Source organism: Pseudomonas sp. ES1 (assembly GCF_050586605.1).
Lineage (GTDB): Bacteria > Pseudomonadota > Gammaproteobacteria > Pseudomonadales > Pseudomonadaceae > Aquipseudomonas > Aquipseudomonas sichuanensis.
The window spans coordinates 69,729-92,750 of sequence record NZ_JBOBDM010000016.1; the positions used below are offsets into that span (position 1 = coordinate 69,729).

Here is a 23,022-nt window from a genome sequence, read left to right on the forward strand (position 1 = left end):
TCAGCTGCTCTCCTTCATGAAAGCCCGTCTTACGACAGGCTCGAAACGTAGTCTTCGAAACCGAACTCGCGCACTACCTCGACGCTGCCGTCGAGTTGCTTGACCGCGATGGACGGCATCTTCAAACCGTTGAACCAGTTTTTCTTGACCATGGTGTAGCCCGCGGTGTCGACGAACGACAGGCGATCGCCAATGGCCAGTGGCTTGTCGAATTGGTACTCGCCGAAGATGTCGCCGGCCAGGCACGATTTGCCGCAGACCATGTAGGTGTGCGCGCCATCGTTGGGGGCCATCTTGGCGTTGAGGCGGTAGATCAGCAGGTCGAGCAGGTGCGCTTCGATCGAGCTGTCGACCACGGCCAGGTGCTTGCCGTTGTACAGGGTGTCGAGCACGGTCACTTCCAGCGAGGCGCTGTTGGTGATGGCCGCTTCGCCCGGCTCCAGGTACACCTGCACGCCGTAGGTTTGCGAGAACTGCTTCAGGCGCGCGCAGAAGGCGTCCACCGCGTAATCTTCGCCGGTGAAGTGGATGCCGCCACCGAGGCTGACCCATTCGACCTTGTGCAGCAGGTGGCCGAAGCGCTCCTCGATGTGGCTGAGCATCTTGTCGAACAGGCTGAAGTCACCGTTCTCGCAGTTGTTGTGGAACATGAAGCCGGAGATCTTCTCGATCACCTTCTCGATCTTCTCAGGGTCCCACTCGCCCAGGCGGCTGAACGGGCGCGCCGGGTCGGCCAGCAGGTAGTCGGAGCTGCTCACCTGCGGGTTGACGCGCAGGCCGCGCACCTTGCCTTCGGATTGCTCGGCGAAGCGCTCGAGCTGGCCGATGGAGTTGAAGATGATCTTGTCGCAGTTTTCGAGCATCTCTTCGACTTCATCGTCGGCCCAGGCCACGCTGTAGGCGTGGGTTTCGCCGGCGAACTTCTGGCGGCCGAGCTTGAGCTCGAACAGCGAGGACGAGGTGGTACCGTCCATGTACTGCTGCATCAGGTCGAACACCGACCAGGTGGCGAAGCACTTGAGGGCAAGCAGGGCCTTGGCACCGGAGTGTTCGCGCACGTAGGCGATCTTCTCCATGTTGCTCAGCAGCTTGGTTTTATCGATGAGGTAGTACGGCGTCTTGATCATTTAAAGGCCCCCGGCCAGGCCGGCCAAAAAAAGGACACGCATTGTGCCTTCACTTGCCACAGTTCGAAAGGGCGCAAGGTGCTTTTCGTCCGAGTCGCCGCTCATTGCATATACAAAGCGCCATCATGCGGTTGCCCGGGGCCCGCTTTTGGGGAGCGCCTGGGGTGCAATGGCCCTATTGAAACAGACGAATATGACCATCCTGATCAAAGGCCGGTAGCGAGGGGCGGGCAATGAAAGTAGGCGTTATTTCCGATACCCATGGTTTGCTGCGCCCCGAAGCGCTGGCGGCGCTCGAGGGCTGCGCGCTCATCGTGCACGCCGGTGACATCGGCAAGCCACAGGTGCTTGAGGCGCTTGCAGCGCTGGCACCACTGCGGGTGGTGCGTGGCAACAACGACGTGGCGCTGCCCTGGGCCCAGGGCTTGCCGGACGTGGACAGGTTTGAGGTGCAAGGCTGGCAGGTGCTGCTGGTGAACGACCTGGCCGATGTGCCGGCGCACCTGGACCAGGGCGTGCAGTGGGTGATCACCGGGCATTCGCACAAACCGCTGATCGAACAGCGGGAGGGCCGCCTGTACCTCAATCCGGGCAGCGCCGGGCCCCGGCGCTTCAGCCTGCCGGTGACCCTCGCGCTGATCGAGGTGGGTGCGGATGGGGTGATGCCTGAGATAATCCCTTTGCTCACCCCGGCGTCGATCAAGGCAGGTCAGGCCAGCAAGTCCTCGTGAAACGCGCCGTAGGGCAGTTCGGGGTGGGCGATCTGGATCTCCAGGATCCACAAGCCTGCGCCCGGCTGCCCGTCGAATGCGCCCAGGTCACCGGCCCGGTAGATGGCATGGGGGAAGTCGCTGACGCGGTGGCCCTTGATTTCCAGGTTCAGCTTCCAGCCCATTTCCCGTGCGCGCTCGGCGGCAAAATCGTACAGCTCGATGCCCGTCACCCCCTGGCTGCGCCAGTGCGCCTGGACCTCGTCGAACAAGGTCTTCACCGCTGCGGCGCAGGCGATCATCTGTGGGTCGTTACCGGTGACGAAGGTGGTGCCGGCATCGCCCTCATGGCCTTCCCAGACCACGCCCATGTCGATGAAATAGATGTCGTCCTCGCCCAGCACCGGGTCACCCTCGGAGCGCTGCTTGAAGGTCTTCAGGGTGTTGGCGCCGAAGCGAATGTGGGTGGGGTGCCAGATCCGCTGCATGCCCAGCGCTTCCAGCACTTGCTGGCCCAGCGCGCGGGCCTCGGATTCGCGCATGCCGGGGCGGATGCCCTGGGCGATGCGCTCGACGGCCTGCCAGGTCATGCGCTGGGCATGTTTCATCAGGTCCAGCTGATAGGGGGCACCCACAGCTTCCTTTGCAGTGTTGGTGGCAGTCATGCCGGTACTCCTCATCAGGGTGTATTTCGTTATGATTTTTTTATACAGCGATAAGCTTCGGCACCTCAGCCTCTGGGCGCAGGCCGCGCAGGAACAGGTCGGCCAGCGCCTGGGTCGACGCCCGCGTCGGCTTGAGCTGCGCCGAACTGCCGGGCGCCTCGCCGAAACGGAAACTGGCCAGGGGCGTGGACCAGAGGAACAGTAGCAGATGCTCCGGCGCGGTCCGGGCAATCAGGCCGCGCTCCATCCACTGCGCAAGGCAGGCCAGGTTCTGCCGGGCGCTGTGGCGCAGGGCCTCGCTGCGCTCGCCAGGCAGGCGCTGCCCGCCGTGGAGCATTTCCTTGAGCCAGACCCGCGTGGCATGGGGGTGCCGGCGGGCCACCTCGGCCTTGGCCTTGAAGTAGCGGGGCAGGGCGTGCTCTGGATGTGCCTCGGCCGCGAGGCTGCGCGAAGCCAGCAGCAAGGGCTCCATCACCAGGTCCAGTACGGCGGTGTAGAGCTGCTGCTTCTTGCGAAAGTAGTAGAAGACATTGGCCCTGGGCAGGCCGGCGCGGGTGGCGATGGCGTCGACCCGGGCGGCGGCGAAACCGTGTTGGGCGAACTCTTCGCTGGCGGCTTCGAGGATCAGTTGCAGGTTGCGGTCACGGATACTGGACATGGCTGAGGCAGGACTTCTGAATCGCTATGTTGAAAAGTATATAGCGATACCCAGTTGGCCTGCCATGGGCTTGTACCCGCGAGCAGGGCCTAGGCCACCTGTTCCAGCCAGGCGCGGATCTGCTCCAGTGTGGCGGTCGCGCCACCGCAGACGATCACCAGCACATTGCCGTAGGCCTGGAACACCTCTGGCCGCTGCAGCAACGCCAGCGCCGCGCCGCAGGCCGGTTCGACCAGCACCCGGTGATCGCGCAACAGCCTTTCGCAGGCTTGCAGCGCTTCGCGGTCGCTGACCAGGTGGCTATGCACGGTGTGGCCACGGCTGCAGGCCAGCGCCTGCTCGGCCACCCGCTTGGCCCCCAGCGAGGTGGCCACCGACTGGATGCCCGGCAGCTCCACGGTATGCCCGGCAGCCATGGCCGCGTGCAGCGACGCCGCGCCGTCGGTCTCCACCGCCAGCACCGGCACGTCATGCCAGCCATTGCGTTGCAGGCCCTCGACCACACCGCTGAGCAGCCCGCCGCCACCGACCGAGAGCACCACGGCATCGGGCTTGAAACCCGTCGCCGCCACTTCGTCGACCATGCTGGCATGGCCGGCCCACAGCAGCGGGTCGTCGAAGGGGTGGATGAAGGCATCGTCCGGCCCCAGCAGCGTCTGGGCATGGGCGTTGGCCTCCTGCCACGAGCTGCCGTGCACCACGACCTTGGCGTCCTCGAGGAGCAACAGCTCCTTGGCCCGCTCGGTGGTGGTTTCGGGTACCACCACGGTCACCGGCAGCCCCAGCTTGCGCCCGGCATAGGCCACCGCCAGCCCGGCATTGCCGCCCGACGACGAGACGAAATGTTGAGCGCCACGGGCCTGGTGTATTTCACAGGCATGCCCGACCCCGCGCAGCTTGAACGAGCCGCAGGGTTGCAGGGCCTCGAGCTTGAGCCACACCGGGCGGCCGGCACTCAGCGACAAGGGGCGGGATTCGATCAGCGGGGTTTGGATGTGCAGTGGCATGGGAGCTCCAGGTTTTTAGTCGCGGGCAGCCGGCGCGTGCTCGCCGCGCAGCTGCTCCAGGTAGTTGTAGATGGTGTAGCGGGTCACGCCGAGGGCCTCGGCGGCTTTCTCCACACCGCCCTTGACAATGAACAGCCCGCGCTCCTGCATCACCCGCACCGCCTCGACCTTGGCCTGCTTGTTCATCCGGCCCTGGCCGCTGCGTTGCAGCGAGTCGTGGATGATCTCGGCCATCAGCACGGCCATGTCGGCGGGCTCGCTGCTCACGACCGGGGCGGGCGTGGCGCCCAGTGGCTGGAAGTGCTGAAGGAAGGCCATGGCGGTATCGAGGCCGGTGACATCGGTGTTCACGCACAGGCTGGCAAACGGGTGCCCGCCGCTGTCGCGGAAGATCGCCGTGGCGCTGCGCAGGTTGCGGCCTTTGAGTGTGGTGGGGTAGTCGGGCAGCACCACCGGCTCGCAGCCTGGCTGGCCATTGGCGGCCTGCATCAATGCTTTGAAGCCTTGGTCCTGTTCGGGAGCGGCGAGGATCGGGCTGCCGACCTGGCGCCCGGAGAGCTGGCCGTTGGCGATGGCCACCACCGAGTGTTCGGGGTGGTCGAGGTCATGCAGGAGGATTTCGACGTTGCGCGGGACAACACTGCCCAAGGCCTGGAGGGTGGCCTTGAGTACGGTGAGGGTGAGCTGGCGCTCTTGGGAAGGCGTCATGGCGGCATCGCATTATCAACAGTTAGTTGATTTTTGCATGCCTTGTTGAAATATTCCAGCGGGGTAGAAAGCATCGCGGGGCAAGCCCGCTCCTACGCAATCGTGCGTTGTGAGCGTGCTTGCCCCGCGATGATCTGTCGATCAGGACAGCTTGGGCGTACGCGGCGGGATCATGCGGCGCGAGCCGGTCGCCTCGAAGGCAGCGGCAAATTTCAACAAATTGTTGTCGCTATAGGCCTTGCCGGCGAAGGTCAGGCCTACCGGCATGCCGATATCGGCCATCACGCCCATGGGCACGGTCACGGTCGGCACGCCCAGGTGACGGATCGCCAGGTTGCCGTTGGCCACCCAGATACCGTTGCTCCAGGCGATGTCCGCCGAGGCAGGGTTCACATCGGCATCGGCCGGGCCGACGTCGGCCACGGTGGGGAACAGCACCGCATCCAGGCCCTGGGCGTCCATCCAGTCTTCCAGGTCCTGCTTGCGGGTCTGCTCCAGGCCGCGCAGGCCGTCCGGCACGGTGGCGATCTGGTCCCAGGTCTTCAGGCCGCGCTTGGCCATGTTGACGTACTCGTCCATGCCGGCGGCCAGGTCATCCTCACGGTTGGGCAGGGTGCCCGGGTCGTGGGGGAAGATCTGCGGGCCGTCGACGTCGGCCAGGCGGTTGAGCTTGGGATCGTCGTTTGCCCGCAGGAAGTCGTCGAAGGCCCAGCCGGACAGCTCCCACAGCTCGTCATGGAGGAATTCCTTGCTGACGATGCCACGGTTGTACACGGTGGGTGCGCCGGGGCGATCGCCCTCGCAGTTGGACACCAGCGGGAAGTCGGTTTCGACCACTTCGGCACCGGCCGCTTCCAGGGCCTGGCGCGCCTGCTTCCACAGCTCGATCACGCTGGCGCGGGTGTTGATGCGCTGGCCGGTGGGGCCACCGATGCCCGGTTTTTCGGACGTGCCGGCTTCGGCGTCGGCGTTGATGTACATGCGCGGTACGGCGAAGCGCTTGCCCTTGAGCGAGGCTGCATCGGCCGCCAGCGCCAGGTACGAGGCCGGGCGCACGCTGGAGGCGGCGGGGATCGGCACCCATGGCTGCAGGCGCCACAGGTCGCCGCGCTGGTCGGCGTCGTCGGCCACCACCACGTCGAGGATTTCCAGCAGGTCGGCCATGGTGCGGGCGTAAGGCACGACCACGTCCATGGTCGGGGTCAGCGGCCAGTTGCCGCGCACCGAGATCACCCCGCGCGACGGGGTGTAGGCGCACAGGCCATTGTTCGAGGCAGGGCCACGGCCGCTGGACCAGGTCTCTTCGGCCAGGCCGAAGGCGCTGTAGCTGGCGGCGGTGGCGGTGCCGGCGCCGTTGGACGAGCCGGAGGCGAACGGCGCGGTCAGGTAGGCGGCGTTGTACGGGCTTTCAGCGCGGCCGTACACACCGCGCTGCATGCCGCCGTTGGCCATCGGAGGCATGTTGGTCTTGCCCAGGCAGATGGCGCCGCCGGCGCGCAGGCGCTCGACGGTGAAGGCATCGCGCTGGGCGACCAGGTCCTTGAATGCAGGGCTGCCGGAGGCGGCGGTCAGGCCTTTGACCAGGTAGCTGTCCTTGGCGGTGTAGGGGATGCCGTCCAGCGGGCCGAGGACTTCGCCACGGGCCCGGCGGGCATCGGAGGCCTCGGCCTCTTTCAGCGCTTCAGGGTTGCGCACCACCACGGCGTTGAGTGCGGTGGCGGTGTCCTTGCCGTCATAGGCGTCGATGCGCGCCAGGTAGGCCTTGACCAGCTCGACCGCTGTCGTGCGGCCAGACTCGAGCGCGTCGCGCAGCTCGGCAATGGAAACCTCGGTTACCTCGATCATGCTGTCACCACAGTTGTGCAGGTGGAAAAATCATGGCGGCGAGTGTAGCAAGAAGGCTTTGCCGGAGCAGGCATGCAGTGGGGAAATGCTTCGTTGCGTCACAGCATTGTGCTGGGCGTGGGTATTGCGCTGGTGCCATTCGCCGACAAGGCCGGCGAATGGCTCACTTCAGTTGCCCGGTCGTTTACAGCAGCTTGCGTTGCACCGCTTCGTCCAGGGTGCTGCGCGCCAGCTCACGGACCACGTCGCGGGTGTCGGCCTGGAACGGCAGGCCGACGATCAGCACCAGTTGCATCCAGGTGCGCACCGACTCGCTCTTGCTGATACGCCCGACTTCCTTGCCTTCTTTGTCCTTGAACACGGTCTGCAGGGTGAAGGTGTTCTTCGCCGTGGACGGAATGATGAAGAAGGTGAAGCCAGTGATGAACGCCGAGGCCATGACGAACTGCTCATGGTTGGTCAGGGTCGATTCGGCGTACAGGTCCGATTCGACCTTGCGCGTGCTGACCTGGGTGAAACGGCCGGATTCCTGGTAGGTCTCGCTGATGGCCTTCTCCCACATCTGCGCGTGGGCGCCGGCGGCGGCAGTGGCCGGATTGTCGTTGACCTGGTACAGCGCGGTGGTGCGCAGGTAGGCGCTGGGCTTGGCCGCTTCGCTGCTGGCCGCAGGCGGCCAGGTACCGACCGGGGCCAGGTCGCCGGTGGAATAAGAGACGCAGCCGCCGAGCAGCAATGCCCCCAGCAGCAGACCTTGTTTGAATACGTTCATGCATCGATTCCTGATTTAACGTTTTGCCAATTGCACGGTGGCGCTGTCCAGCAACTCGCCGACCAGCAGCGACAGCTGTTTGCCGCCCATGATGGTCGGTGCCCAGTAGTCGCCGCCGTACAGGCCGACGTTGTGTTTGAAGGTGATCTGGTCCTTGCTACGGGCCAGCTCGACGCCGTCGCGGTCGACGATCACCAGGTCGCCGGCCAGGTCGAAACTGTCCACGTAGATCGGGCCGTTGACCCAGATCCACAGGGTCAGGGTCAGCAGCGCACCGGGGAAATAGCCAGGGTGCGGCGCGCGACGGCCCTTGAGCGAGGTCAAGTCGAACTTCAGCACCACGTCCTGTTCGCCCAGGCGCGTGGGGTACTCGCTGACCGACTTGAAATAGCCGGCCTTGTCCACGTAGCGGTCGAGGTCTTTGGTCAGCGAGCGGCTGATGGCCTCGCGGGTAGCCTGGTCGAGGCCGGGGGCGGACACCGTGACATCGGCGACCTGTGCGGTGCGCGGGCTGGTGAGGGTAGCGGGGTGGACAGGGGCGTTGATGGGGCCGGTGACCTGGAAGGACACGCAGCCTCCCATCGAGAGCATGGCCACGAGGGCGGTGCATTTAAGGAATTGCTTCAAGCCGGTACATCCTTGCGCGAGAGAAAGGCCGAACAAGGATTACGGCTGCAAGGCGAGGAACTTTAGGGCAAAGTGCCACCATTGTATCCAGGCCGCCCAGCGTGGCTGAGCAGCCCTGTGTGATCAGCCCAGGTCGGCTGCCGAATGGCGCTCGGGAACCTGGCTCGCTTCATCGCCCCAGGTCCGGTTTACCCGGGTGCCACGCTGTACTGCCGGGCGTTGCGCGATGGCTTCGGCCCAGCGTTGCACGTTGGGGTATTCGTGCACCGCAAGAAACTCCGCGGCGCCGTACAGGTTGCCGCGTACCAGCTGGCCATACCACGGCCATACGGCGATGTCGGCGATGCTGTACTGGTCGCCACCCAGGTAGCTGCTTTCGGCCAGGCGACGGTCGAGCACGTCGAGTTGGCGCTTGGCTTCCATGGTGAAGCGGTTGATGGCGTACTCGAACTTCTCGGGCGCGTACACATAGAAGTGGCCGAAACCACCGCCCAGGTAGGGCGCCGAGCCCATTTGCCAGAACAGCCAGTTCAGGCTTTCGGTGCGGCTGGCCGGGTCCTTGGGCAGCAGGGCGCCGAATTTTTCTGCCAGGTACAGCAGGATCGAGCCAGACTCGAACACCCGCACCGGCGGTTCGACGCTACGGTCGAGCAGGGCGGGGATCTTCGAGTTCGGGTTGACCCCGACGAAGCCGCTGCCGAACTGCTCGCCTTCGCCGATGCGGATCAGCCAGGCGTCGTATTCGGCGCCGGTATGCCCCAGGGCCAGCAGTTCTTCGAGCAGCATGGTCACCTTGACGCCATTGGGGGTGGCCAGGGAGTAGAGCTGCAGCGGGTGCAAGCCCTGCGGCAGCTGTTTGTCATGCGTCGGGCCGGCGATCGGGCGGTTGATGCTGGCGAACTGGCCGCCGGAAGGTGCCTCGTGGGTCCAGACCTGGGGCGGGACGTAGGGGGGCTTGCTCATGCGCGGAAACTCCTGGAAGGCGTGATCGAGCATCTATGCCATGGGTTCGGCGCGAGGGGCAAATGCATTGGATGCATAGCTGATATCAAAGCTGAGAGTTTGACGTTGGATGGCTTATCGCGGGGCAAGCCGCAGTGGTGCACCGTCGCTCCCACGCTGAAACCGCGTCGTACCAACAAGGCGGACAGTGATGACCTTTCAGGAGTAACTGGCCCGAAACAGATGTGGGAGCTGGCTTGCCAGCGATGCGCCGCCACATTTGTTTCGGGCCAGTTATGCCTGTGAGAGCTTCGGCGCCTGCCCGCGATGCGGGCCTATCAGGCCACCGGAATCAGCGGATCAGCCGCCGCCAGCGCCGCCGCACGATCATCGGCGGCCGGTGGGTAGATCCAGATCGAGTTGATCTGGTGCTTGAGCACCTTGGCTTCGGCCTTGTCGGTGGGCGGCGACACCGTGCGCTCCCAGCCTTCGGTGTACACCGCGCCCCAGGCGCCGAGGTCCAGGCAGGTGACGTACTTGGGTTGGCTGTAGATCATCGGTGCCACGCCGATCAGTTCGGCGGCGGCGTTGTTGCCGGCGTAGCGGCCCAGCGGGATGGCGTGCTGGCAGGACATCACCGCATGGTTGCCGACTTCGTCGCACGCGGCGTAGGCCACGTCACCCGCGGCGTATACCGCGTCATTGCCGATGACCCTAAGATTGCCGTCGACGTGCAGGCGGCCCTGGCGGTCGCGTTCACCGCTGATCTGCTCGGTGAGCGGGTTGGCCTTGAAACCGACGGTCCAGATCACCGTGCTGGCTTCGATGCGCTGGCCGTTGTCGAGCACCACGCCGCCGTCATCCACCGAGGCCACCGTGGTCCCGCAGATCCATTCGATGCCCAGGTGGTCGCTGGCCTGCTCGATGGCCGGGCGGATGCCGTCACCCAGTGCGGCGCCGATTTGCGCGCCGCGGTCGACCACGATCACCCGTGGTTTCACGCGATCACCCAGGATCTTGTGCAGGCGCGACGGTAGTTCGGTGGCGGTCTCGATACCGGTGAAACCGCCGCCTGCCACCACCACGGTATTGCGTGCCGGGCTGTCGGGCCGGCCGGCGAGGGATTTCAGGTGTTGTTCAAGGCGCGACGCCGAGTCGATCTTGTCGACATCGAAGGCATGCTCGACACCGGCCATGTCGGGGCGGTTCAGCAGGCTGCCGCACGCCATGATCAGGCGGTCGTAGCTCAGTTTCGACTCGATGCCGCCGGGCGCGCGGTAGGTCACTTCACGGCTTTTCTCGTCGATGTGGCTGGCGCTGCCTTTGACGAAGCGCACATTGACCGCATCGAACAGCGCCTGCAGCGGCGCGGCCATGGTGTGCACCTCGGGTTCGTAGAAGCGCGGGCGTACATGCAGTTCGGCCTGGGGGGCGAGCACGGTGATGGCGACGTCGTCGCGCCCGTGCAGGTCAAGCTGGCGCGCGGCGCCCAGGGCGCTCCACAGCCCGGCGAAGCCTGCGCCAATGATCAGGATCTGTTTCATGAGGGTGCTCCTGGAGGTTCCGAATACCGCGGATGGTTGGAGTTGTCGGCTCGGGCACGGCAGTGGGAAAAGGGTACGCCTGGTGCTGCTGGGTGGGGCGTGGTCCGACCTGTGGCCCATCGCGGGGCAAGCCCGCTCCCACGGCACTGTGGGAGCGGGCTTGCCCCGCGATGGGGATTGCTGTCGCAGCAGGGATGCTAAGCGTGGCCGGCGTTGCGCCCTAGGCCAAAGAACCCTGGATTTCGGCCAGCGGCACGCTGCGGGCGAAGCGCGCGCGGTAGTCGCGCGGGGTGACCGCCAGGTGGCGCTGGAACGACTGGCGCATGCGTTCCTCGCTGCCAAAGCCGCAGTGGCGGGCAATCTGCTCGATGTGCTGGGTGGAGTTCTCCAGCAGGCGGCGGGCGGCTTCCAGGCGGAACAGCTCGATGGCCTTGGCCGGGGTGCGGCCGGTCTTCTGTTTGTACACCCGGGTGAAGTTGCGCAGGCTCATGCGCGCCTGTTCGGCAAGGCGTTCGACACTCAGGCGGGGGTCGCCCAGATGGTCGTTGAGCCACAGGTGCAGGGTGTCGAAGGCGGCGCTGTCCTCGCCCTGGGCCTTGAGCAACTCGCTGAATTGCGCCTGCCCGCCGGGGCGCTTGAGGAACACCACCAGCTCGCGCGCCACCTGCATGGCCACCTCGCGGCCGCAATCGGCTTCGACCAGGGCCAGGGCCAGGTCGATGCCGGCGCTCACCCCGGCAGAGGTCCACACCTGGTCCTGCTGCACGAAGATCGATTCGGCATCCACCTCGATGGCCGGAAAGCGCTGGTGCAGGGCCTCGCACATGGCCCAGTGGGTCGCTGCCCGGCGGCCATCGAGCAGGCCGGCGGCGGCCAGCAGGAAGGTGCCGCTGCACACCGAGGCGGTGCGCCGGGCGCGGGCGGCGACCAGGCGCAGCCAGTCGACCAGTTCGCCGTGTTCGGGGAGGGTGCGGACGATCTCCGGGGCGCCCGGCACCACCAGTGTGTGCAGCGGTTCGTGCAACCAGGGCGGCAAAGGCTCGGTACCGACCGCCAGCCCTTCGGCGGTGGGCACCAGGCCACCGGTGAGGCTGGCGGTGACCACCCGGTAGCCGGGCAAGCCGCGTTCGGCGCGGGCCTTGGTTGCGGCCCAGAACACCGTCTGGGCGCCCGTCAGGTCGAGCAGGCCCATTTGCGGATAGGCGAGGAACAGCACGGTGTGCGGCTGGTCGAGCGAATGCACGGGCGGGTCGGGAATTAGCGGGATATCGGTCATGGCGTGCTGCCTGGGCGAAAGGCTTGCCTTAGTCGACCAGTTCGCGCGGTGATGTACAAGCACCGGCGGCCTCATCGCGGGGCAAGTCGCATCGGCGCGCCGCTGCTCTGTGGGAGCGGGTTTACCCGCGAACACGGGCATAGCCCGTGCCAGGCAGCGAGGTGTCATCTTCGCGGGTAAACCCGCTCCCACAGGCACTGTGAACTCCTGGGGAATGCACGGACCCTGTGGGAGCGGCGGTGCGCCTATGCGACTTGCCCCGCGATGAGGCCCTTGCTCAGAAGCGGTAATCGACCGTGGCGAAGTACGACCGCGGCGCGCCCAGCAGCCACTGCTCGCCGCTGTAGGCCGACATCGCGTATTCACGGTCGAACAGGTTGTTCACCTGCAGCCCCAGGCGCACGTCCGGCAGCACCTGCCAGCCGATGTTGCCATCGACCACGGTATAGCCTGGCACCTGCTGGTCGTTGGCGGTGGTGGCGTAGCGCTGGTCGACGTAGCGCAGGCCGATGCCGGCATCGACAGCCTGGCCGAAGCCCTTGCTCAGCCACAGGTTGGCGGTGCGCCGTGGCACATCGGTGGGGCGGTTGCCCGAGCGGTCGTAGGCGATGCCGCCGCTCACTTCGTCGAACTCGTCGTACTTCGCCCGCACCAGCGCCGCATTGGCCGACAGCTGCCACTGGTTGCCCAGCGCCAGTTCCAGGCTTGCCTCCAGGCCATCGGAGGTCTGCTGGCCGGCCTGCTGTTTGGTGTGGGTGACCGGGTCACTGACCAGCAGCTTGTCCTTGACGATGTGATAGGCCGCCAGGGTCCATTCGCCACGGCCTTCCCAGAAGCGCTGCTTGAGGCCCAGCTCGGTCTGCTTGGCTTCGGTCAGGTCCAGGCGCTGCTCGGGGCGCAGGGTGATCAGGTCGCCGACGCCGTCTTCGCTGGTGGAGTACTGGCCGTACAACGACAGGTCGTCGGTGACGGCGAACACCAGCCCGGCGCGCCAGTTGCCGCCCTGCAAGCTGCGGTCGCTGCGGGTGCCGTCGAGCAGGTTGCTGCGGTCGATGTGGTTCTGGTCACGGCGAATGCCGGTGACCAGGGACAGGCGCTCGGTGAGCTGGGTGCGGTTTTCGGCGAACAGGGCGAAGGTGCTGGTTTTCGACAGCGACTGCGGCTGGGTCGGGCTGGCGCTATGGAAGGCACCGGGCGCGGGCTGCCAAGGATCGAGCGGGTCTGTGCTGCCGTCGTCGTAGGGCCAGTTGCTGTCGATGTTGAAGCGGATGCGGTTGTACTCGGCACCGACCACGGTCTTGCTGGCCAGGCCGAACAGTGAGTGGTCGAAGGTGAAGCTCTGGCGGTCGCCGATCTGCTCCTGGTTGTGCTTGATCTCGAGGAAGCTGCCGCGCTGCACTACCCCGTTGTCGGCGTCCCAGGCGTACTGCTCGGCGTTGCGCCAGTGGCGGCGGCTCTTGATGTAGTAGAGCTGGTTGCTGGCCGAGACGCTGTCGTTGATGGCCCAGTCGGTGGTGAAGCGTGTCCACTCATCATGGTAGCGCTGCACGTCGTTGCTGACGTTGTAGTTCTTCCTGGCCAGGCTGCTGCGCAAGTGGCCGTCGATCAGCGGCGTGCCGTAGTAGTTGGCCGGCTGTGCATCGCCACGCTCGTGGGCGAGGGTGAAGCTGAGGTCGTCGCTGGCATCGAAGCGCAGCGCGGCGCTCAGGGCCAGGCTGCGCGAGTCGGTGCGGTCGATGTAGCCGTTGCCGGCCTGCTGGTTGAGGGTGACGCGGTAGCTCAGGCGCTCGCTCAGGCTGCCGCCGCTGTCCAGGCCCAGTTGCTGACGGTCCCAGGAGCCGTAGCCCAGGCGCAGGTGGTTGCTGATTTCGCCGGCGAAGGGCTTTTTCGGGATCACGTTGACCACCGCGCCGGTGGCGCCTTCGCCGTACAGTACCGAGGCCGGGCCGCGGATGACGTCGATGCGCTCGACCATCCACGGGTCGACCGGGAAGGTCTGGGTGCCGGCACCGGTATACAGGCGTGCGCCGTCGAACAGGGTCATCACCGAGTTCTGCCCGCTGAAGCCGCGCGCCGACAGGCCGGTGCCGCCATCGCCGGGGGTGCCGATGAAGGTGATGCCCGGCGAGCGGGTTACGGCGTCCTGCACGGTCAGGTTGTTGCGCTGCTGGATCTGCGCCTCGCCGAGGCTGCTGGTGCTGGCGGGGGTGTCCAGGGCGCTGAGGTTCAGGCGTGAACCGGCCTGGGTCGGGGTGGCCAGGTCGACGGTTTGCGCATCGCGGCTGTCGGTGATGGCCGTGGAGGGCAGGGTGAGGGTGGTCTGCTGTTCGGCCTGGGCCGGCAGGGCGACGGCCAGGCAGGCCGCCAGGGAGTAACGCTTGCTGATACGGGACATGTCGTTCCACTGCTGCAGGAATGAATGGATCCCGGTGGAAAACACGCAAAAGGCGAACCGCGCACGCAGGCGCGCGCACGGATACCGGCCTGCGCCCGCCCACCGCGGGTTGCCAAGTGGAGCCTCAGGCCGGTCTCCGGGCTTGCGAGGGTCGTGAAGCCTTCACCTTCCCATGCTGGCGCACAGTGGTGTGTCGAAGGGTTCGCTCGCTTACCGTTGCGGGGGCAGCGCCGGACTTGTCGCATGAGGCGACGCACCGGCTTCCCGTTTCACCCTGCGCACGGCGGCGTAGGGCACCTGAAACTGGCGCGCATCTGACCATCGCGCGGGGAGTCAGTCAAGCTTTGGCGCGAACGGAAAGATCATGTGGGTCAAGGGGTTGTGCGGTTGACGTGCGGGCCTTATCGCCGGCAAGCCGGCTCCCACAGGGTAATGCCGTACTACTGTGGGAGCCGGCTTGCCGGCGATAAGGCCTGACAGGTGTCGCAGCTAATCCATGCCTCAGCGACCGCGCCGGCGCGACACCCGTGCTTCGATATTCTTGCGGCCGATCAGCAGGGGTGGCTTTTCCACGACGGGCTCATCGGCCAGCCACTTGTACATCACCAGGCAGTCCACCAGCCCCAGCTGGGCGTGGCGGAAGGCCCGGGGCAGGCGACCGACCGTCTCGAAACCAAGCTTGTGCCACAGCGCCACGGCCACTTCGTTGGTTGCCACCACCGAATTGAACTGCAGGGCGAGCAAGCCTTCCTGGCGTGCCAGTTTCTGCGAGTGTTCGCACATCAGCCGCGCCACGCCGCGGCCTCGGGCGTTCTCGCAGACCATGTAGCCGCAGTTGCCAACATGCGCGCCGGGGCCGGCGGCATTGGCCTTGAGGAAGTAGGAGCCGAGCAGCTCGCCGTCTTCTTCGGCCACCAGGGTGCGCAGCGGTGCTTCAAGCCACAGCGCCAGGGCTTGCTGGTAACTCAGGGCGGGGTCGAAGGCGTAGGTCTGGCGGGCCTGGACGATGGCCTGGAAGGTTGGCCAGAAGCGCGGGAAGTCTTCCGGGGTCATGGGGCGGATGTGGATCATGGCGGCTCCTGCGCGGGCTGGGCCGCCAAGTCTGGGTGTCGCGGCGCCGGCGCGCAAGGGCGCTGGCGCCGTGAAAGGGCTAGTTGGCGGCTTTGCCGACCGCATCCAGGGCTCGGGCCGAGTACACCAGGGCGGCGCCGGCGTTCATCGCCACCGCCACGCCGAGGGCCTCGGCGATTTCTTCGCGGGTGGCGCCGTGCTTGACCGCCTGCTGCGAATGCACGGCGATGCAGCCGTCGCAGCGGGTGGTTACCGCCACGGCCAGGGAGATCAGCTCGCGGGTCTTGGCGTCCAGGTGATTGGTCTTGGCCCCGGCACCACTGGCGGTCATGTAGCCGGCCACGGTGTCGGGAGACAGTTGCTTGAGATCGCCGATGCCGGCCATCAACTGCTTACGGTAGGCGTCCCAGTCCATCATGCTCATCGTCTTCACCTTGTCAGGTTGGTCGGGGGAGCTTTCAGGCTAGTCGATGATGGGGAGAGTGTTTTCATCTGGTGAAAACATCGCGGGGCAAGCCCGCTCCCACGTGCCCCATGCAATGAGGTCTGGCGTGGGAGCGGGCTTGCCCCGCGATGGTGTACGTACGGCGCTGTCTGGTCAGATGTAGATGAACACCAGCACCAGCGCCGCGACCACTGCCCACTTTTCCAGGTAGTAGCGCATGCGGTTGCGTTTCTTCAGCGCCTTGCCGCGTTCACGGATCTTGTAGATGCGGGTGAACAGGCGGTTGATGCCGCCAGTCTTGTCATTGGCATCGTTGGGTGCGGCGGCGGCGGCCATGACGTTGCGGCTGAACCAGCGGTTGAAGGCGCTCGCCCAGCGGTACTTGAGCGGGCGTTCGACGTCACAGAACAGGATGATGCGGTTGTGCTCGGTGGTGTTGGCGGCGTAGTGGATGTAGGTCTCGTCGAACATCACCGCTTCGCCGTCGCGCCACGAATACTTCTCGCCGTCGACATCGATGTAGCAGCCGTCGTCGTTGGGTGTGTCCAGGCCCAGGTGATAGCGGTAGGAACCGGCGTACGGGTCGCGGTGGCGTACCAGTTTGGCGCCCGGTGGCAGGGTGGCGAACATCGCCGCCTTGACCGTGCCGATACCCTGCAGCAGCTCGGTGGTGCGCGGGCACAGGCTCATCGCCGAGGGGTGGCTCTCGCCGTACCACTTCAGGTAGAAACGCTTCCAGCCGGTCTTGAAGAATGAGTTGAAGCCGACGTCGTCGTAATTGTCGGACTTCTTGATCTCGCCGGCATGCAGCAGTTGCTGGGCCTCGGCACGGATCTCCTGCCAGTGGTCCTTGAGCGGTTGCAGCTCGGGGAACGCCTCGACCGGCAGGTAGGGCTTGGCCGGGAGCCTGGAGAACAGGTAAAGGAAACTGTTGATCGGGGCGAGGAAGCTGGAGTGGTCGCCCAGCTGGCGGGTCAGCTTGTGACGAACCCGACCGCGCAGGTGAACATAGGCGATCGAGAGGACGAAGATCAGTACGAGTGCAATTTTCATGGACGGTTACTTGTCTAAAAAATGGCCATGCGCCATGGCATAAGCTCGCCAGCATAAACAAACATCGTCAGGGATTGTACTTATTGTTACGTAAATTCCGGGCGACTTAGGTGTAATGGCCTACAGCTTGCGCAAACGATTCAACTGGTTTTTTCCATGCACTTTGTGTTTTGGATTGCCCCAATCTTCTGACAAGGAACGCCCTATGGTCCAGGAATCCCGCCCCAGCGGCGCACCGTTCAAGCGCCTGTTCTTCGCCCTTTCAGTCAGTGATGGTCAGCGCCGCGCCATCGCCCAGTGGCGCCGTGGCCTCAACCTGCGCAGCGGCAAGCCGGTGCCGGCGGACAACTTCCATGTGACCTTGTTGTTCCTGGGGGATGTGGATGCGGCACTGGTGCCGGCGGTGTGCGCCGCCGTCGAGCCGTTGCAGCGCCCGGATGCGCCGCTGCGGGTGGTGCTCGACCGGTTGCAGGTGTGGCCGCGGGCAAGCGCCCTGGTGCTTGAGCCCGAGCAGGCGCCAGCGGCCCTGCGCCAGTTGGTCTATGCCCTGCAGCAGGCAGTGCTGCCGCTGGGTATCGAGGCGCAGGTGCGCGAGTACCGGCCGCACCTGACGCTGTCGCGGGACTTTCGCGGGCCGCTGCCGGAGGCGGCGCAAGCGCCGGAGTTCTTCCTGGCGGCGCGCAGCTTCACCTTGTACGAGTCGCGCAAGGGCCAGTACTGGCCGCTGGCCGAGTGGCCCTTGGCGGATTGAGGCGGATCAGAACTGCGGCGTGTATTTGACCGTGAACATGAAGTTGCGTGGCTCGCCGAAGTTGTTGCTGCCATTGAGCTGGTTGAAACCGGCCACCCAATATTTCTTGTCGAACAGGTTGTTGGCATTGACCGCCAGGTTCACCTCGGGTGTCAGCTGGTAGGCCAGGCGTGCGCTCCAGACCGTGTAGCCTGCCACTTCATAGTTGCGCTCGTAGCCCAGGGTGTGGCTCTGGCTGGTGAAGCCAAGCCCGGTGCTCCAGCGCTGGCCGTCCAGTGGCAGGGTGTAGTCGGCCCAGGCGCGCAGCATGTGCTTGGGGGTCCACTGGCTGAATACACGGCCCTTGTTGTCCGGGTCGTCGAGGAACTTGGTGGTGTTGTAGGTATAGCCGGCAAACAGTTGCAGGCCGCTGAGCACTTCGCCGCTGACCTCGGCTTCGACGCCCTGGCTGCGCACCTTGCCTGCAGCGGTCGAGCAGTACCAGTCATCGCAGGCAAAGCCCGAGGCGACATCGGTGACGGCACGGTTTTCCTGGTCATAGCGGAACACCGCCAGCGAGGCATTGACCCGGCCGTCGAGCAGTTCGCCTTTCAGGCCGGTCTCGTAGTTGCTGCCCACCACCGGCTTGAGCGGCGCGTTGCCCACGGCGCGCTCGGTCTGCGGCACGAACACATCGGTGTAGCTGGCGTACCAGGCCCATTCACGGGTCAGGTCGTAAACGAAGCCGGCATAAGGCGTGACCTGCCCGGTCTCGGTCATGCGGCTGGTCGGGTGTTGGTTGCCGGGCTCGTCAGGGCCGTTGAAGTCGGTCGAATCCCAGCGGTAGTCGAACCAGCTGACCCGCGCGCCGAGCACCAGGGTCAGGTCCTCAACCGGCTTGACGCGCCAGGCGCCATACAGGCCTTTCTGGCGGATGTCGTAGCTGGCGCGGTTGGCGCGGCCCATGTCGCCGGCGAGCAGGCTGTCGCGGCTAGGTTCCGGGCGGTTGTGATCGATGGCGAAGATGTTGTCGTCGGGATCGTCGACGAAGTTGCGCCAATAGGCATCGTCGGACGTCAGCTTGGCGTAGTTGCCACCCAGGGTCACCTCGTGGGCCACGGAGCCGGTATCGAAATGCCCGACCACATTCATGTCCAGGCCGAGCTTGGTGTTGTGGAAGTCGGTGATCCAGTCGGCATAGCTGACGCCCGTGCCATCGGGGGCCAGGCCTTGGTCGATGGTCTGCACGCGCTGGTGGGTAGAGGTATTGGTTTCGTCCATGCGCACGGCGGCGGTCTTGAATGTCCAGTCGTCGTTGAAACGGTGCTCGAGGTCGAGGTAGTAGGTGGTGACGTCGGTCTCGGCGCGGCTCCAGCGCGCACCGGTATAGGTGGAGCGAGGCAGGTCCACCGCCTTGCCGGTCGCATAGCGGGGGATGCCGCGCAGCATCGGGCGCGACTGCTGGCGGCTGTAGCTGATGCCGCCCCCGACGGTGGTGGCGTCGTTCAGGTCGATGTCCAGGGCGCCGTACAGGGAGTGGTTCTTGCTCCACTTGTAATCGATGTAGCTGTCGCTCTGGTCTTCGTCCAGCACCACGCGCCCACGTACCCGGCCATCACTGGTCAACGGGCCGCCGGCGTCCAGTTGCAGGCCGTAGTGATCCCAGGAGCCCGCCTTGCCGGTCAGGGCGACGGTCGGGGTGGCCTGGCCGCGCTTGCGCACCAGGTTGATCGCGCCACCTGGGCTGCCGGTACCTTGCAGCAGGCCGGAGGCGCCCCGCAGGATTTCCACGCGGTCGAAGAACACCAGGTCCTGGGTCGCCCAGTTGCCCAGCGAGTAGTTATTGCGCTGGATCGGCACCCCGTCGTACTGCCAGTCGTCGATCTGGAAGCCGCGCGAGGTGATGACCACGCCCGGGCCGATGCCTTGGGCACCGACCAGGCCGGTGGTGTGGTTGACGGCGTCCTGCAGATCGGTGATGCCCTGGTCGTCCAGCTGCTTGCGGGTGATGACGGTGACCGACTGCGGGATCTCTTTGAGCGTGTGCACGCCCTTGCCGAGGGTGACGGCACGTGCGGCGTAGCTGCCGCTGCCTTCACTGGTGGCGTCCAGGTAGTTGTCGCTGATGCTGGTGCTGCCCAGCTCCAGCGCGTTGCCCTCCAGGCTGGCCGGCGCCACGCTGAAGTGGCCGCTGGCGGTCACCCGCAGTTGCAGGCCGCTACCGGCCAGGGCGGCCTGCATGGCTTGTTCGGCACTCATTTCACCGACCACGGCCGGGGCCTGCTTGCCGCGCACCAGGCCGGGCTCCAGGGCGATGATGTGCCCGCTCTGGCTGGCAATGCGGTTGAGCGTGGTGGCCAGGTCTGCCGCCGGCAGGTTGAACGACTGAGTCTGCGCCTGGGCAAAGCCGCTGAGGCTGCTCAGGGCGATGACGAGGGGCAGGGCGCGGGGCCATAGGTTGTGCACGGTGTTCTCCCGAGTTTGAAGTTGGCTGTCAGGAGTTAGGTGCAACGAGAAATGAAAACCGGACACCACTGCGAATGATTTTCAAAAATATTTTCAACCCGAAGCCGCCGGCCCGATCAGGGTCAGCCACGGGCCGTAGTGTTCGATGCGGATCGGCAGGGTTTCGCCCAGGGCCTGCAGGGCCTCCCGGGGTTGGTCCAGCGGGAACACGCCCTGTACGCGCAGGCTGCGCACTTCGGGAGCCAGGCGGATAAAACCGGGCTGGTAGTCGCGCAGGGCGTCGATCACCTGGTGCAGCGGCTCGTCGAGCACCTCCAGGCGGCCTTCGAGCCAGGCTGCGCGCTGGCGTTGTTCCTGCGCGAGCAGTTCGATACCGCTGCTGCGCAGCAAGGCGGCCTGGCCTTCCTGCAGGTCGAGCTGGCGGCCGTCGGCGAGGCTGGCGCGCACGCTGTGTTGCAGCACCACCACACGGGTCGAGCCCGCTTCCTGGCTGACCAGGAAGCGGGTGCCGAGGGCCTGCACCTGGCCTTGCGCGGTGCGTACCCGCAGCGGGCGTTGCGGGTCGGCCGCGACCTGGATCAGCAGTTCGCCGCGGCGCAATACCACCAGGCGTTGGCCGGCATCGAACAGCAAGTCGACCGCACTGTGGCTGTTGAGGCTCAGGCGGCTGCCATCGTCGAGGGTGTAACTGCGCCGCTGGCCGCTGGCGGTGTGCAGGTCGGCCCGCCAGCCCAGGGCCGCGTCACTGCGCCAGCCGGCCCATAGCCCGCCGCCCAAAAGACCAAGGCCGGCCATGGTGCGCAGCACGTCGCGGCGGCTGCGGGTGGGTTGCAGCAACAGGCGGCGGGTCGCTTCGGTCTGGCCGGGTGCGCGTGCATCGAGGCCGCGCAGTACCGCGCAGGGGCGGCCAAGGCGCTGTTGCAGCAAGTCCCACGCTTGTTGGTGCCGAGGGTCCTGGCCCAGCCAATGCTGCAGGCGCGCGGGCAGGCTGGCGTCATGCCCGCCAGCGTTGAGTTCCACCATCCAGTCGATGGCCTGTTCGCTGATGCTGTCGAGCACTTGGCGGCTCATGGTTGTAGCTCGCACAGGTAGCACTGGCGCAGCGCCTGCTTCATGTAGCGGCTGACGGTGCGCTCGGACAGGTTCAGCTTGGCGGCAATGTCGACGTAGCTCAGGCCATCGAGCTGGCTATAGAGGAAGGCCGCCTTGACGATATCCGGCAGGCCGTCGAGCACCTGGTCGATGGTGACCAGCGCCTCGAGCAGCAGCAGTTGTTCCTCGGCCGAGGGGGCCACTGGCTCCGGCAACAGGGCCAGGCGGTCCAGGTAGGCCTGTTCGAGTTGGCGGCGGCGGTGGCGGTCGAAGATCAGCCGGCGGGCGATGGTCGACAGGTAGGCGCGGGGCTGCTGGATGCTGTCGGGGTCGACCCGCGCGCCGAGCATCTGGCAGAACGCTTCGGCGGCAGTGTCCTCGGCGTCGGCACGGTTGCGCAGGCGCTTGTTGATGTGTTGCAGCAGCCAGCGATGGTGGTCGCTGAAGAAGAAGCCCAGCTTGCGGGTTGAAGTGCTGTCCAACGACCGGTTTCCCGAGTGTGAGTGTAAATCGTTCTCAATAGTAGCCGGGTCGTTCGGGTTGCTGCAATGGGGCGGTGGACTGCCGGTGAGCAGACGCCGGATTTAGCACCCGCGATGCATTTGGCACTCGGAATCGTCTTGGGCGTGCCAAAGACAGCGCTTCACGGTGCCAAAGCCACCGCCTCCTCACACGTTCGTTCTCCCTTCTATACCACCCCTTGCTCCTTGGTTTGGCGCTGCTCCAGCAGGGCCCGCGCCATGTTGACCATGTGCATCAGGGCAAATACCACATCCCGTGTCGTGCCCTGCAGGTGGGCGCCCGTTTCCTGGGCGGTGGCTGCAGCGCAGCGCAGCAGGGCCATGGCGTGTTCATTCGCCTGCTCGCCGGTGACGCCTTCGCGCAGTGTCCAAAGTGGGCGCTGCAGCTCCGACGGGGTAGGGGTGGGGTTGAGGTAGAAGTCGAGGGCGCGGCGAGCGGCCTCTTCGTCGAGATCTATTTCTTCTTTTTTCGAATTGCTCATGACTGCACCTATGAAATCCGTTCCAGGACAATGAACGGATCATGTTAGGTCATTCTGTATTATTGGTGCGTGCTAAGATAATTCAGAATGTGTGTTGATGCCGTTCATCCAGTCCGTATCGTTCACAGCCATGGAAAACTGGATCGAATTTCTCTCGCGTTACAAGCGCGAGCACAACCTCAAGCAGTACCAACTGGCCGAACGCTTAGGGATGACCCAAGGCGGTCTCGGCCATTGGTTGCGTGGCACGCGCCGGCCGACCCTGGAGACCGTCAACGAGAAGCTGGAGCAGCTTGGGCTAGTGTCCCTCGAGGCCAGGGTGATGGTGGTCGAACGGAGCATCACCCGCGAAAGTAGAGGCGTTTATGCGGTGGACAGGCCGTTGCCGGTGAACGCACTGCGCCATGCCAGTTTCTGCTTCCCGGTGATGAGTTGGGCCGATCTGCAGGGCGCATTGCCCGAGTCCAGTGAAACCCAGGAACTGACTGGCTATATGCCTGCCGGCAACGCGTTCTGGTTACCGGTGGAGAATGACGCGATGAACGCCGCCAGTGGCAGGAGCTTGCCGCAGGGGGTGCTGGTTTTGGTGGATGCCGGGATCGAGGTTGCGCCAGGCAGGCTGGTGGTGGCCCGGCAACCGGGCAAGCCAGCAGTGCTGAGGGAGTTGATCGAGGAGGGCGGGCAGCGGATGCTCAGGCCGCTGAATACCTTGTATCCCACCGTGCTGTGCGAGGAGGGGTGCGAGTTCCTTGGTGTTGTGGTGCGGATGCACGGGGTGCTCTAGGTTTGCGCGGGGACCGAGTTGGGGCTGCGAGGTGCCAGGCGGTGGCCTTGCAGCGCTCTTGAGATCGAGCGCCGCCCGCGCGGCGCATCGCTGGCAAGCCAGCTC

General features: G+C 65.6%; 22 protein-coding genes and 1 riboswitch. Of the genes, 3 read left to right on the forward strand and 19 right to left on the reverse strand.

The annotated features are described in order from the left end of the window. Positions 1–29 precede the first annotated feature (29 nt). On the reverse strand, positions 30–1,127 hold the full coding sequence (locus tag ACQ4N9_RS09330) for a carboxynorspermidine decarboxylase (RefSeq protein WP_390967801.1): 1,098 nt from the start codon (positions 1,125–1,127) through the stop codon (positions 30–32). 233 nt (positions 1,128–1,360) lie between these two features. Between ACQ4N9_RS09330 and ACQ4N9_RS09335 the strand changes: the two genes are divergently transcribed. Further along, a complete protein-coding gene (locus ACQ4N9_RS09335; protein WP_430932703.1) occupies positions 1,361–1,858 on the forward strand; it encodes a metallophosphoesterase family protein in 498 nt (165 codons plus the stop codon). Here ACQ4N9_RS09335 and ACQ4N9_RS09340 read toward each other — a convergent pair. The 14 genes from ACQ4N9_RS09340 to lpxO form a co-directional block, all read right to left on the reverse strand. Then, positions 1,837–2,502: a M24 family metallopeptidase gene (locus ACQ4N9_RS09340; RefSeq protein WP_390967803.1), complete on the reverse strand. Its 666-nt coding sequence runs from the start codon at positions 2,500–2,502 to the stop codon at positions 1,837–1,839. The genes ACQ4N9_RS09335 and ACQ4N9_RS09340 overlap by 22 nt on opposite strands. Positions 2,503–2,542: 40 nt before the next feature. Continuing rightward, positions 2,543–3,160, reverse strand: a complete 618-nt coding sequence (locus tag ACQ4N9_RS09345) for a TetR family transcriptional regulator C-terminal domain-containing protein (RefSeq protein WP_323828819.1) — start codon at positions 3,158–3,160, stop codon at positions 2,543–2,545. Positions 3,161–3,249: 89 nt separating this feature from the next. Beyond that, complete coding sequence (locus ACQ4N9_RS09350; protein ID WP_390967804.1) at positions 3,250–4,167, reverse strand: pyridoxal-phosphate dependent enzyme; 918 nt, start codon at positions 4,165–4,167, stop codon at positions 3,250–3,252. Between the two features lie 15 nt (positions 4,168–4,182). Beyond that, positions 4,183–4,875, reverse strand: coding sequence for a helix-turn-helix transcriptional regulator (locus tag ACQ4N9_RS09355; protein WP_390967805.1), 693 nt, complete (start codon positions 4,873–4,875; stop codon positions 4,183–4,185). A gap of 141 nt (positions 4,876–5,016) precedes the next feature. Next, positions 5,017–6,720, reverse strand: a complete 1,704-nt coding sequence (locus ACQ4N9_RS09360) for an amidase (RefSeq protein ID WP_390967806.1) — start codon at positions 6,718–6,720, stop codon at positions 5,017–5,019. A 184-nt stretch (positions 6,721–6,904) separates the two neighbouring features. Beyond that, positions 6,905–7,489, reverse strand: coding sequence for a hypothetical protein (locus ACQ4N9_RS09365; protein WP_322360610.1), 585 nt, complete (start codon positions 7,487–7,489; stop codon positions 6,905–6,907). Positions 7,490–7,504: 15 nt separating this feature from the next. After that, positions 7,505–8,080 (reverse strand): hypothetical protein, encoded by a 576-nt coding sequence (locus ACQ4N9_RS09370; RefSeq protein WP_390967935.1) that lies wholly within the window; start codon positions 8,078–8,080, stop codon positions 7,505–7,507. A 159-nt stretch (positions 8,081–8,239) separates the two neighbouring features. Continuing rightward, positions 8,240–9,079, reverse strand: coding sequence for a glutathione-dependent disulfide-bond oxidoreductase (gene yghU / locus ACQ4N9_RS09375; protein WP_390967807.1), 840 nt, complete (start codon positions 9,077–9,079; stop codon positions 8,240–8,242). 317 nt (positions 9,080–9,396) lie between these two features. Next, positions 9,397–10,602: an NAD(P)/FAD-dependent oxidoreductase gene (locus ACQ4N9_RS09380; protein WP_390967808.1), complete on the reverse strand. Its 1,206-nt coding sequence runs from the start codon at positions 10,600–10,602 to the stop codon at positions 9,397–9,399. Between the two features lie 220 nt (positions 10,603–10,822). Continuing rightward, positions 10,823–11,878: a GlxA family transcriptional regulator gene (locus ACQ4N9_RS09385; RefSeq protein ID WP_390967809.1), complete on the reverse strand. Its 1,056-nt coding sequence runs from the start codon at positions 11,876–11,878 to the stop codon at positions 10,823–10,825. Positions 11,879–12,155: 277 nt separating this feature from the next. Beyond that, positions 12,156–14,273 (reverse strand): TonB-dependent receptor, encoded by a 2,118-nt coding sequence (locus tag ACQ4N9_RS09390; RefSeq protein ID WP_390967810.1) that lies wholly within the window; start codon positions 14,271–14,273, stop codon positions 12,156–12,158. A gap of 110 nt (positions 14,274–14,383) precedes the next feature. Next, positions 14,384–14,589, reverse strand: a riboswitch (cobalamin riboswitch). Between the two features lie 185 nt (positions 14,590–14,774). Then, positions 14,775–15,344 (reverse strand): GNAT family N-acetyltransferase, encoded by a 570-nt coding sequence (locus tag ACQ4N9_RS09395; RefSeq protein ID WP_390967811.1) that lies wholly within the window; start codon positions 15,342–15,344, stop codon positions 14,775–14,777. Between the two features lie 79 nt (positions 15,345–15,423). After that, positions 15,424–15,768, reverse strand: coding sequence for a carboxymuconolactone decarboxylase family protein (locus tag ACQ4N9_RS09400; protein ID WP_125464675.1), 345 nt, complete (start codon positions 15,766–15,768; stop codon positions 15,424–15,426). 174 nt (positions 15,769–15,942) lie between these two features. Further along, the gene (gene lpxO, locus ACQ4N9_RS09405) at positions 15,943–16,842 is read right to left on the reverse strand and encodes a lipid A hydroxylase LpxO (protein ID WP_390967812.1); all 900 of its coding nucleotides are present in this window, start codon (positions 16,840–16,842) and stop codon (positions 15,943–15,945) included. A 205-nt stretch (positions 16,843–17,047) separates the two neighbouring features. Here lpxO and thpR point away from each other — a divergent pair, with 205 nt between their 5' ends. Continuing rightward, on the forward strand, positions 17,048–17,593 hold the full coding sequence (gene thpR / locus ACQ4N9_RS09410) for an RNA 2',3'-cyclic phosphodiesterase (protein WP_125464674.1): 546 nt from the start codon (positions 17,048–17,050) through the stop codon (positions 17,591–17,593). A 6-nt stretch (positions 17,594–17,599) separates the two neighbouring features. Here the strand turns inward: thpR and ACQ4N9_RS09415 are convergent, their stop codons facing one another. From ACQ4N9_RS09415 to ACQ4N9_RS09430, 4 genes are all read right to left on the reverse strand, one after another. After that, complete coding sequence (locus tag ACQ4N9_RS09415) at positions 17,600–20,038, reverse strand: TonB-dependent siderophore receptor (protein WP_390967813.1); 2,439 nt, start codon at positions 20,036–20,038, stop codon at positions 17,600–17,602. Positions 20,039–20,131: 93 nt separating this feature from the next. Continuing rightward, positions 20,132–21,109, reverse strand: coding sequence for a FecR family protein (locus tag ACQ4N9_RS09420; protein ID WP_390967814.1), 978 nt, complete (start codon positions 21,107–21,109; stop codon positions 20,132–20,134). Continuing rightward, positions 21,106–21,612, reverse strand: coding sequence for a sigma-70 family RNA polymerase sigma factor (locus ACQ4N9_RS09425; RefSeq protein ID WP_110993183.1), 507 nt, complete (start codon positions 21,610–21,612; stop codon positions 21,106–21,108). Before ACQ4N9_RS09425 ends, ACQ4N9_RS09420 begins: the two co-directional genes overlap by 4 nt. Before the next feature lie 206 nt (positions 21,613–21,818). Next, a complete protein-coding gene (locus ACQ4N9_RS09430; protein ID WP_390967815.1) occupies positions 21,819–22,133 on the reverse strand; it encodes a DUF6124 family protein in 315 nt (104 codons plus the stop codon). Between the two features lie 130 nt (positions 22,134–22,263). Between ACQ4N9_RS09430 and ACQ4N9_RS09435 the strand changes: the two genes are divergently transcribed. Further along, on the forward strand, positions 22,264–22,917 hold the full coding sequence (locus ACQ4N9_RS09435; RefSeq protein WP_390967936.1) for a LexA family protein: 654 nt from the start codon (positions 22,264–22,266) through the stop codon (positions 22,915–22,917). The last annotated feature ends 105 nt before the right edge of the window (positions 22,918–23,022 follow it).

Excerpts from the sequence above, each read along its gene's own strand:
- yghU (WP_390967807.1), bottom strand. The coding sequence starts at position 9,079 with ATGAGCAAGCCCCCCTACGTCCCGCCCCAGGTCTGGACCCACGAGGCA.
- ACQ4N9_RS09360 (WP_390967806.1), bottom strand. The coding sequence starts at position 6,720 with ATGATCGAGGTAACCGAGGTTTCCATTGCCGAGCTGCGCGACGCGCTC.
- ACQ4N9_RS09370 (WP_390967935.1), bottom strand. The coding sequence starts at position 8,080 with ATGCTCTCGATGGGAGGCTGCGTGTCCTTCCAGGTCACCGGCCCCATC.
- lpxO (WP_390967812.1), bottom strand. The coding sequence starts at position 16,842 with ATGAAAATTGCACTCGTACTGATCTTCGTCCTCTCGATCGCCTATGTT.
- ACQ4N9_RS09420 (WP_390967814.1), bottom strand. The coding sequence starts at position 21,109 with ATGAGCCGCCAAGTGCTCGACAGCATCAGCGAACAGGCCATCGACTGG.
- ACQ4N9_RS09365 (WP_322360610.1), bottom strand. The coding sequence starts at position 7,489 with ATGAACGTATTCAAACAAGGTCTGCTGCTGGGGGCATTGCTGCTCGGC.
- ACQ4N9_RS09390 (WP_390967810.1), bottom strand. The coding sequence starts at position 14,273 with ATGTCCCGTATCAGCAAGCGTTACTCCCTGGCGGCCTGCCTGGCCGTC.
- ACQ4N9_RS09335 (WP_430932703.1), top strand. The coding sequence starts at position 1,361 with ATGAAAGTAGGCGTTATTTCCGATACCCATGGTTTGCTGCGCCCCGAA.
- thpR (WP_125464674.1), top strand. The coding sequence starts at position 17,048 with ATGGTCCAGGAATCCCGCCCCAGCGGCGCACCGTTCAAGCGCCTGTTC.
- ACQ4N9_RS09355 (WP_390967805.1), bottom strand. The coding sequence starts at position 4,875 with ATGACGCCTTCCCAAGAGCGCCAGCTCACCCTCACCGTACTCAAGGCC.
- ACQ4N9_RS09340 (WP_390967803.1), bottom strand. The coding sequence starts at position 2,502 with ATGACTGCCACCAACACTGCAAAGGAAGCTGTGGGTGCCCCCTATCAG.
- ACQ4N9_RS09430 (WP_390967815.1), bottom strand. The coding sequence starts at position 22,133 with ATGAGCAATTCGAAAAAAGAAGAAATAGATCTCGACGAAGAGGCCGCT.
- ACQ4N9_RS09395 (WP_390967811.1), bottom strand. The coding sequence starts at position 15,344 with ATGATCCACATCCGCCCCATGACCCCGGAAGACTTCCCGCGCTTCTGG.
- ACQ4N9_RS09435 (WP_390967936.1), top strand. The coding sequence starts at position 22,264 with ATGGAAAACTGGATCGAATTTCTCTCGCGTTACAAGCGCGAGCACAAC.
- ACQ4N9_RS09330 (WP_390967801.1), bottom strand. The coding sequence starts at position 1,127 with ATGATCAAGACGCCGTACTACCTCATCGATAAAACCAAGCTGCTGAGC.
- ACQ4N9_RS09350 (WP_390967804.1), bottom strand. The coding sequence starts at position 4,167 with ATGCCACTGCACATCCAAACCCCGCTGATCGAATCCCGCCCCTTGTCG.
- ACQ4N9_RS09380 (WP_390967808.1), bottom strand. The coding sequence starts at position 10,602 with ATGAAACAGATCCTGATCATTGGCGCAGGCTTCGCCGGGCTGTGGAGC.
- ACQ4N9_RS09345 (WP_323828819.1), bottom strand. The coding sequence starts at position 3,160 with ATGTCCAGTATCCGTGACCGCAACCTGCAACTGATCCTCGAAGCCGCC.
- ACQ4N9_RS09385 (WP_390967809.1), bottom strand. The coding sequence starts at position 11,878 with ATGACCGATATCCCGCTAATTCCCGACCCGCCCGTGCATTCGCTCGAC.
- ACQ4N9_RS09400 (WP_125464675.1), bottom strand. The coding sequence starts at position 15,768 with ATGAGCATGATGGACTGGGACGCCTACCGTAAGCAGTTGATGGCCGGC.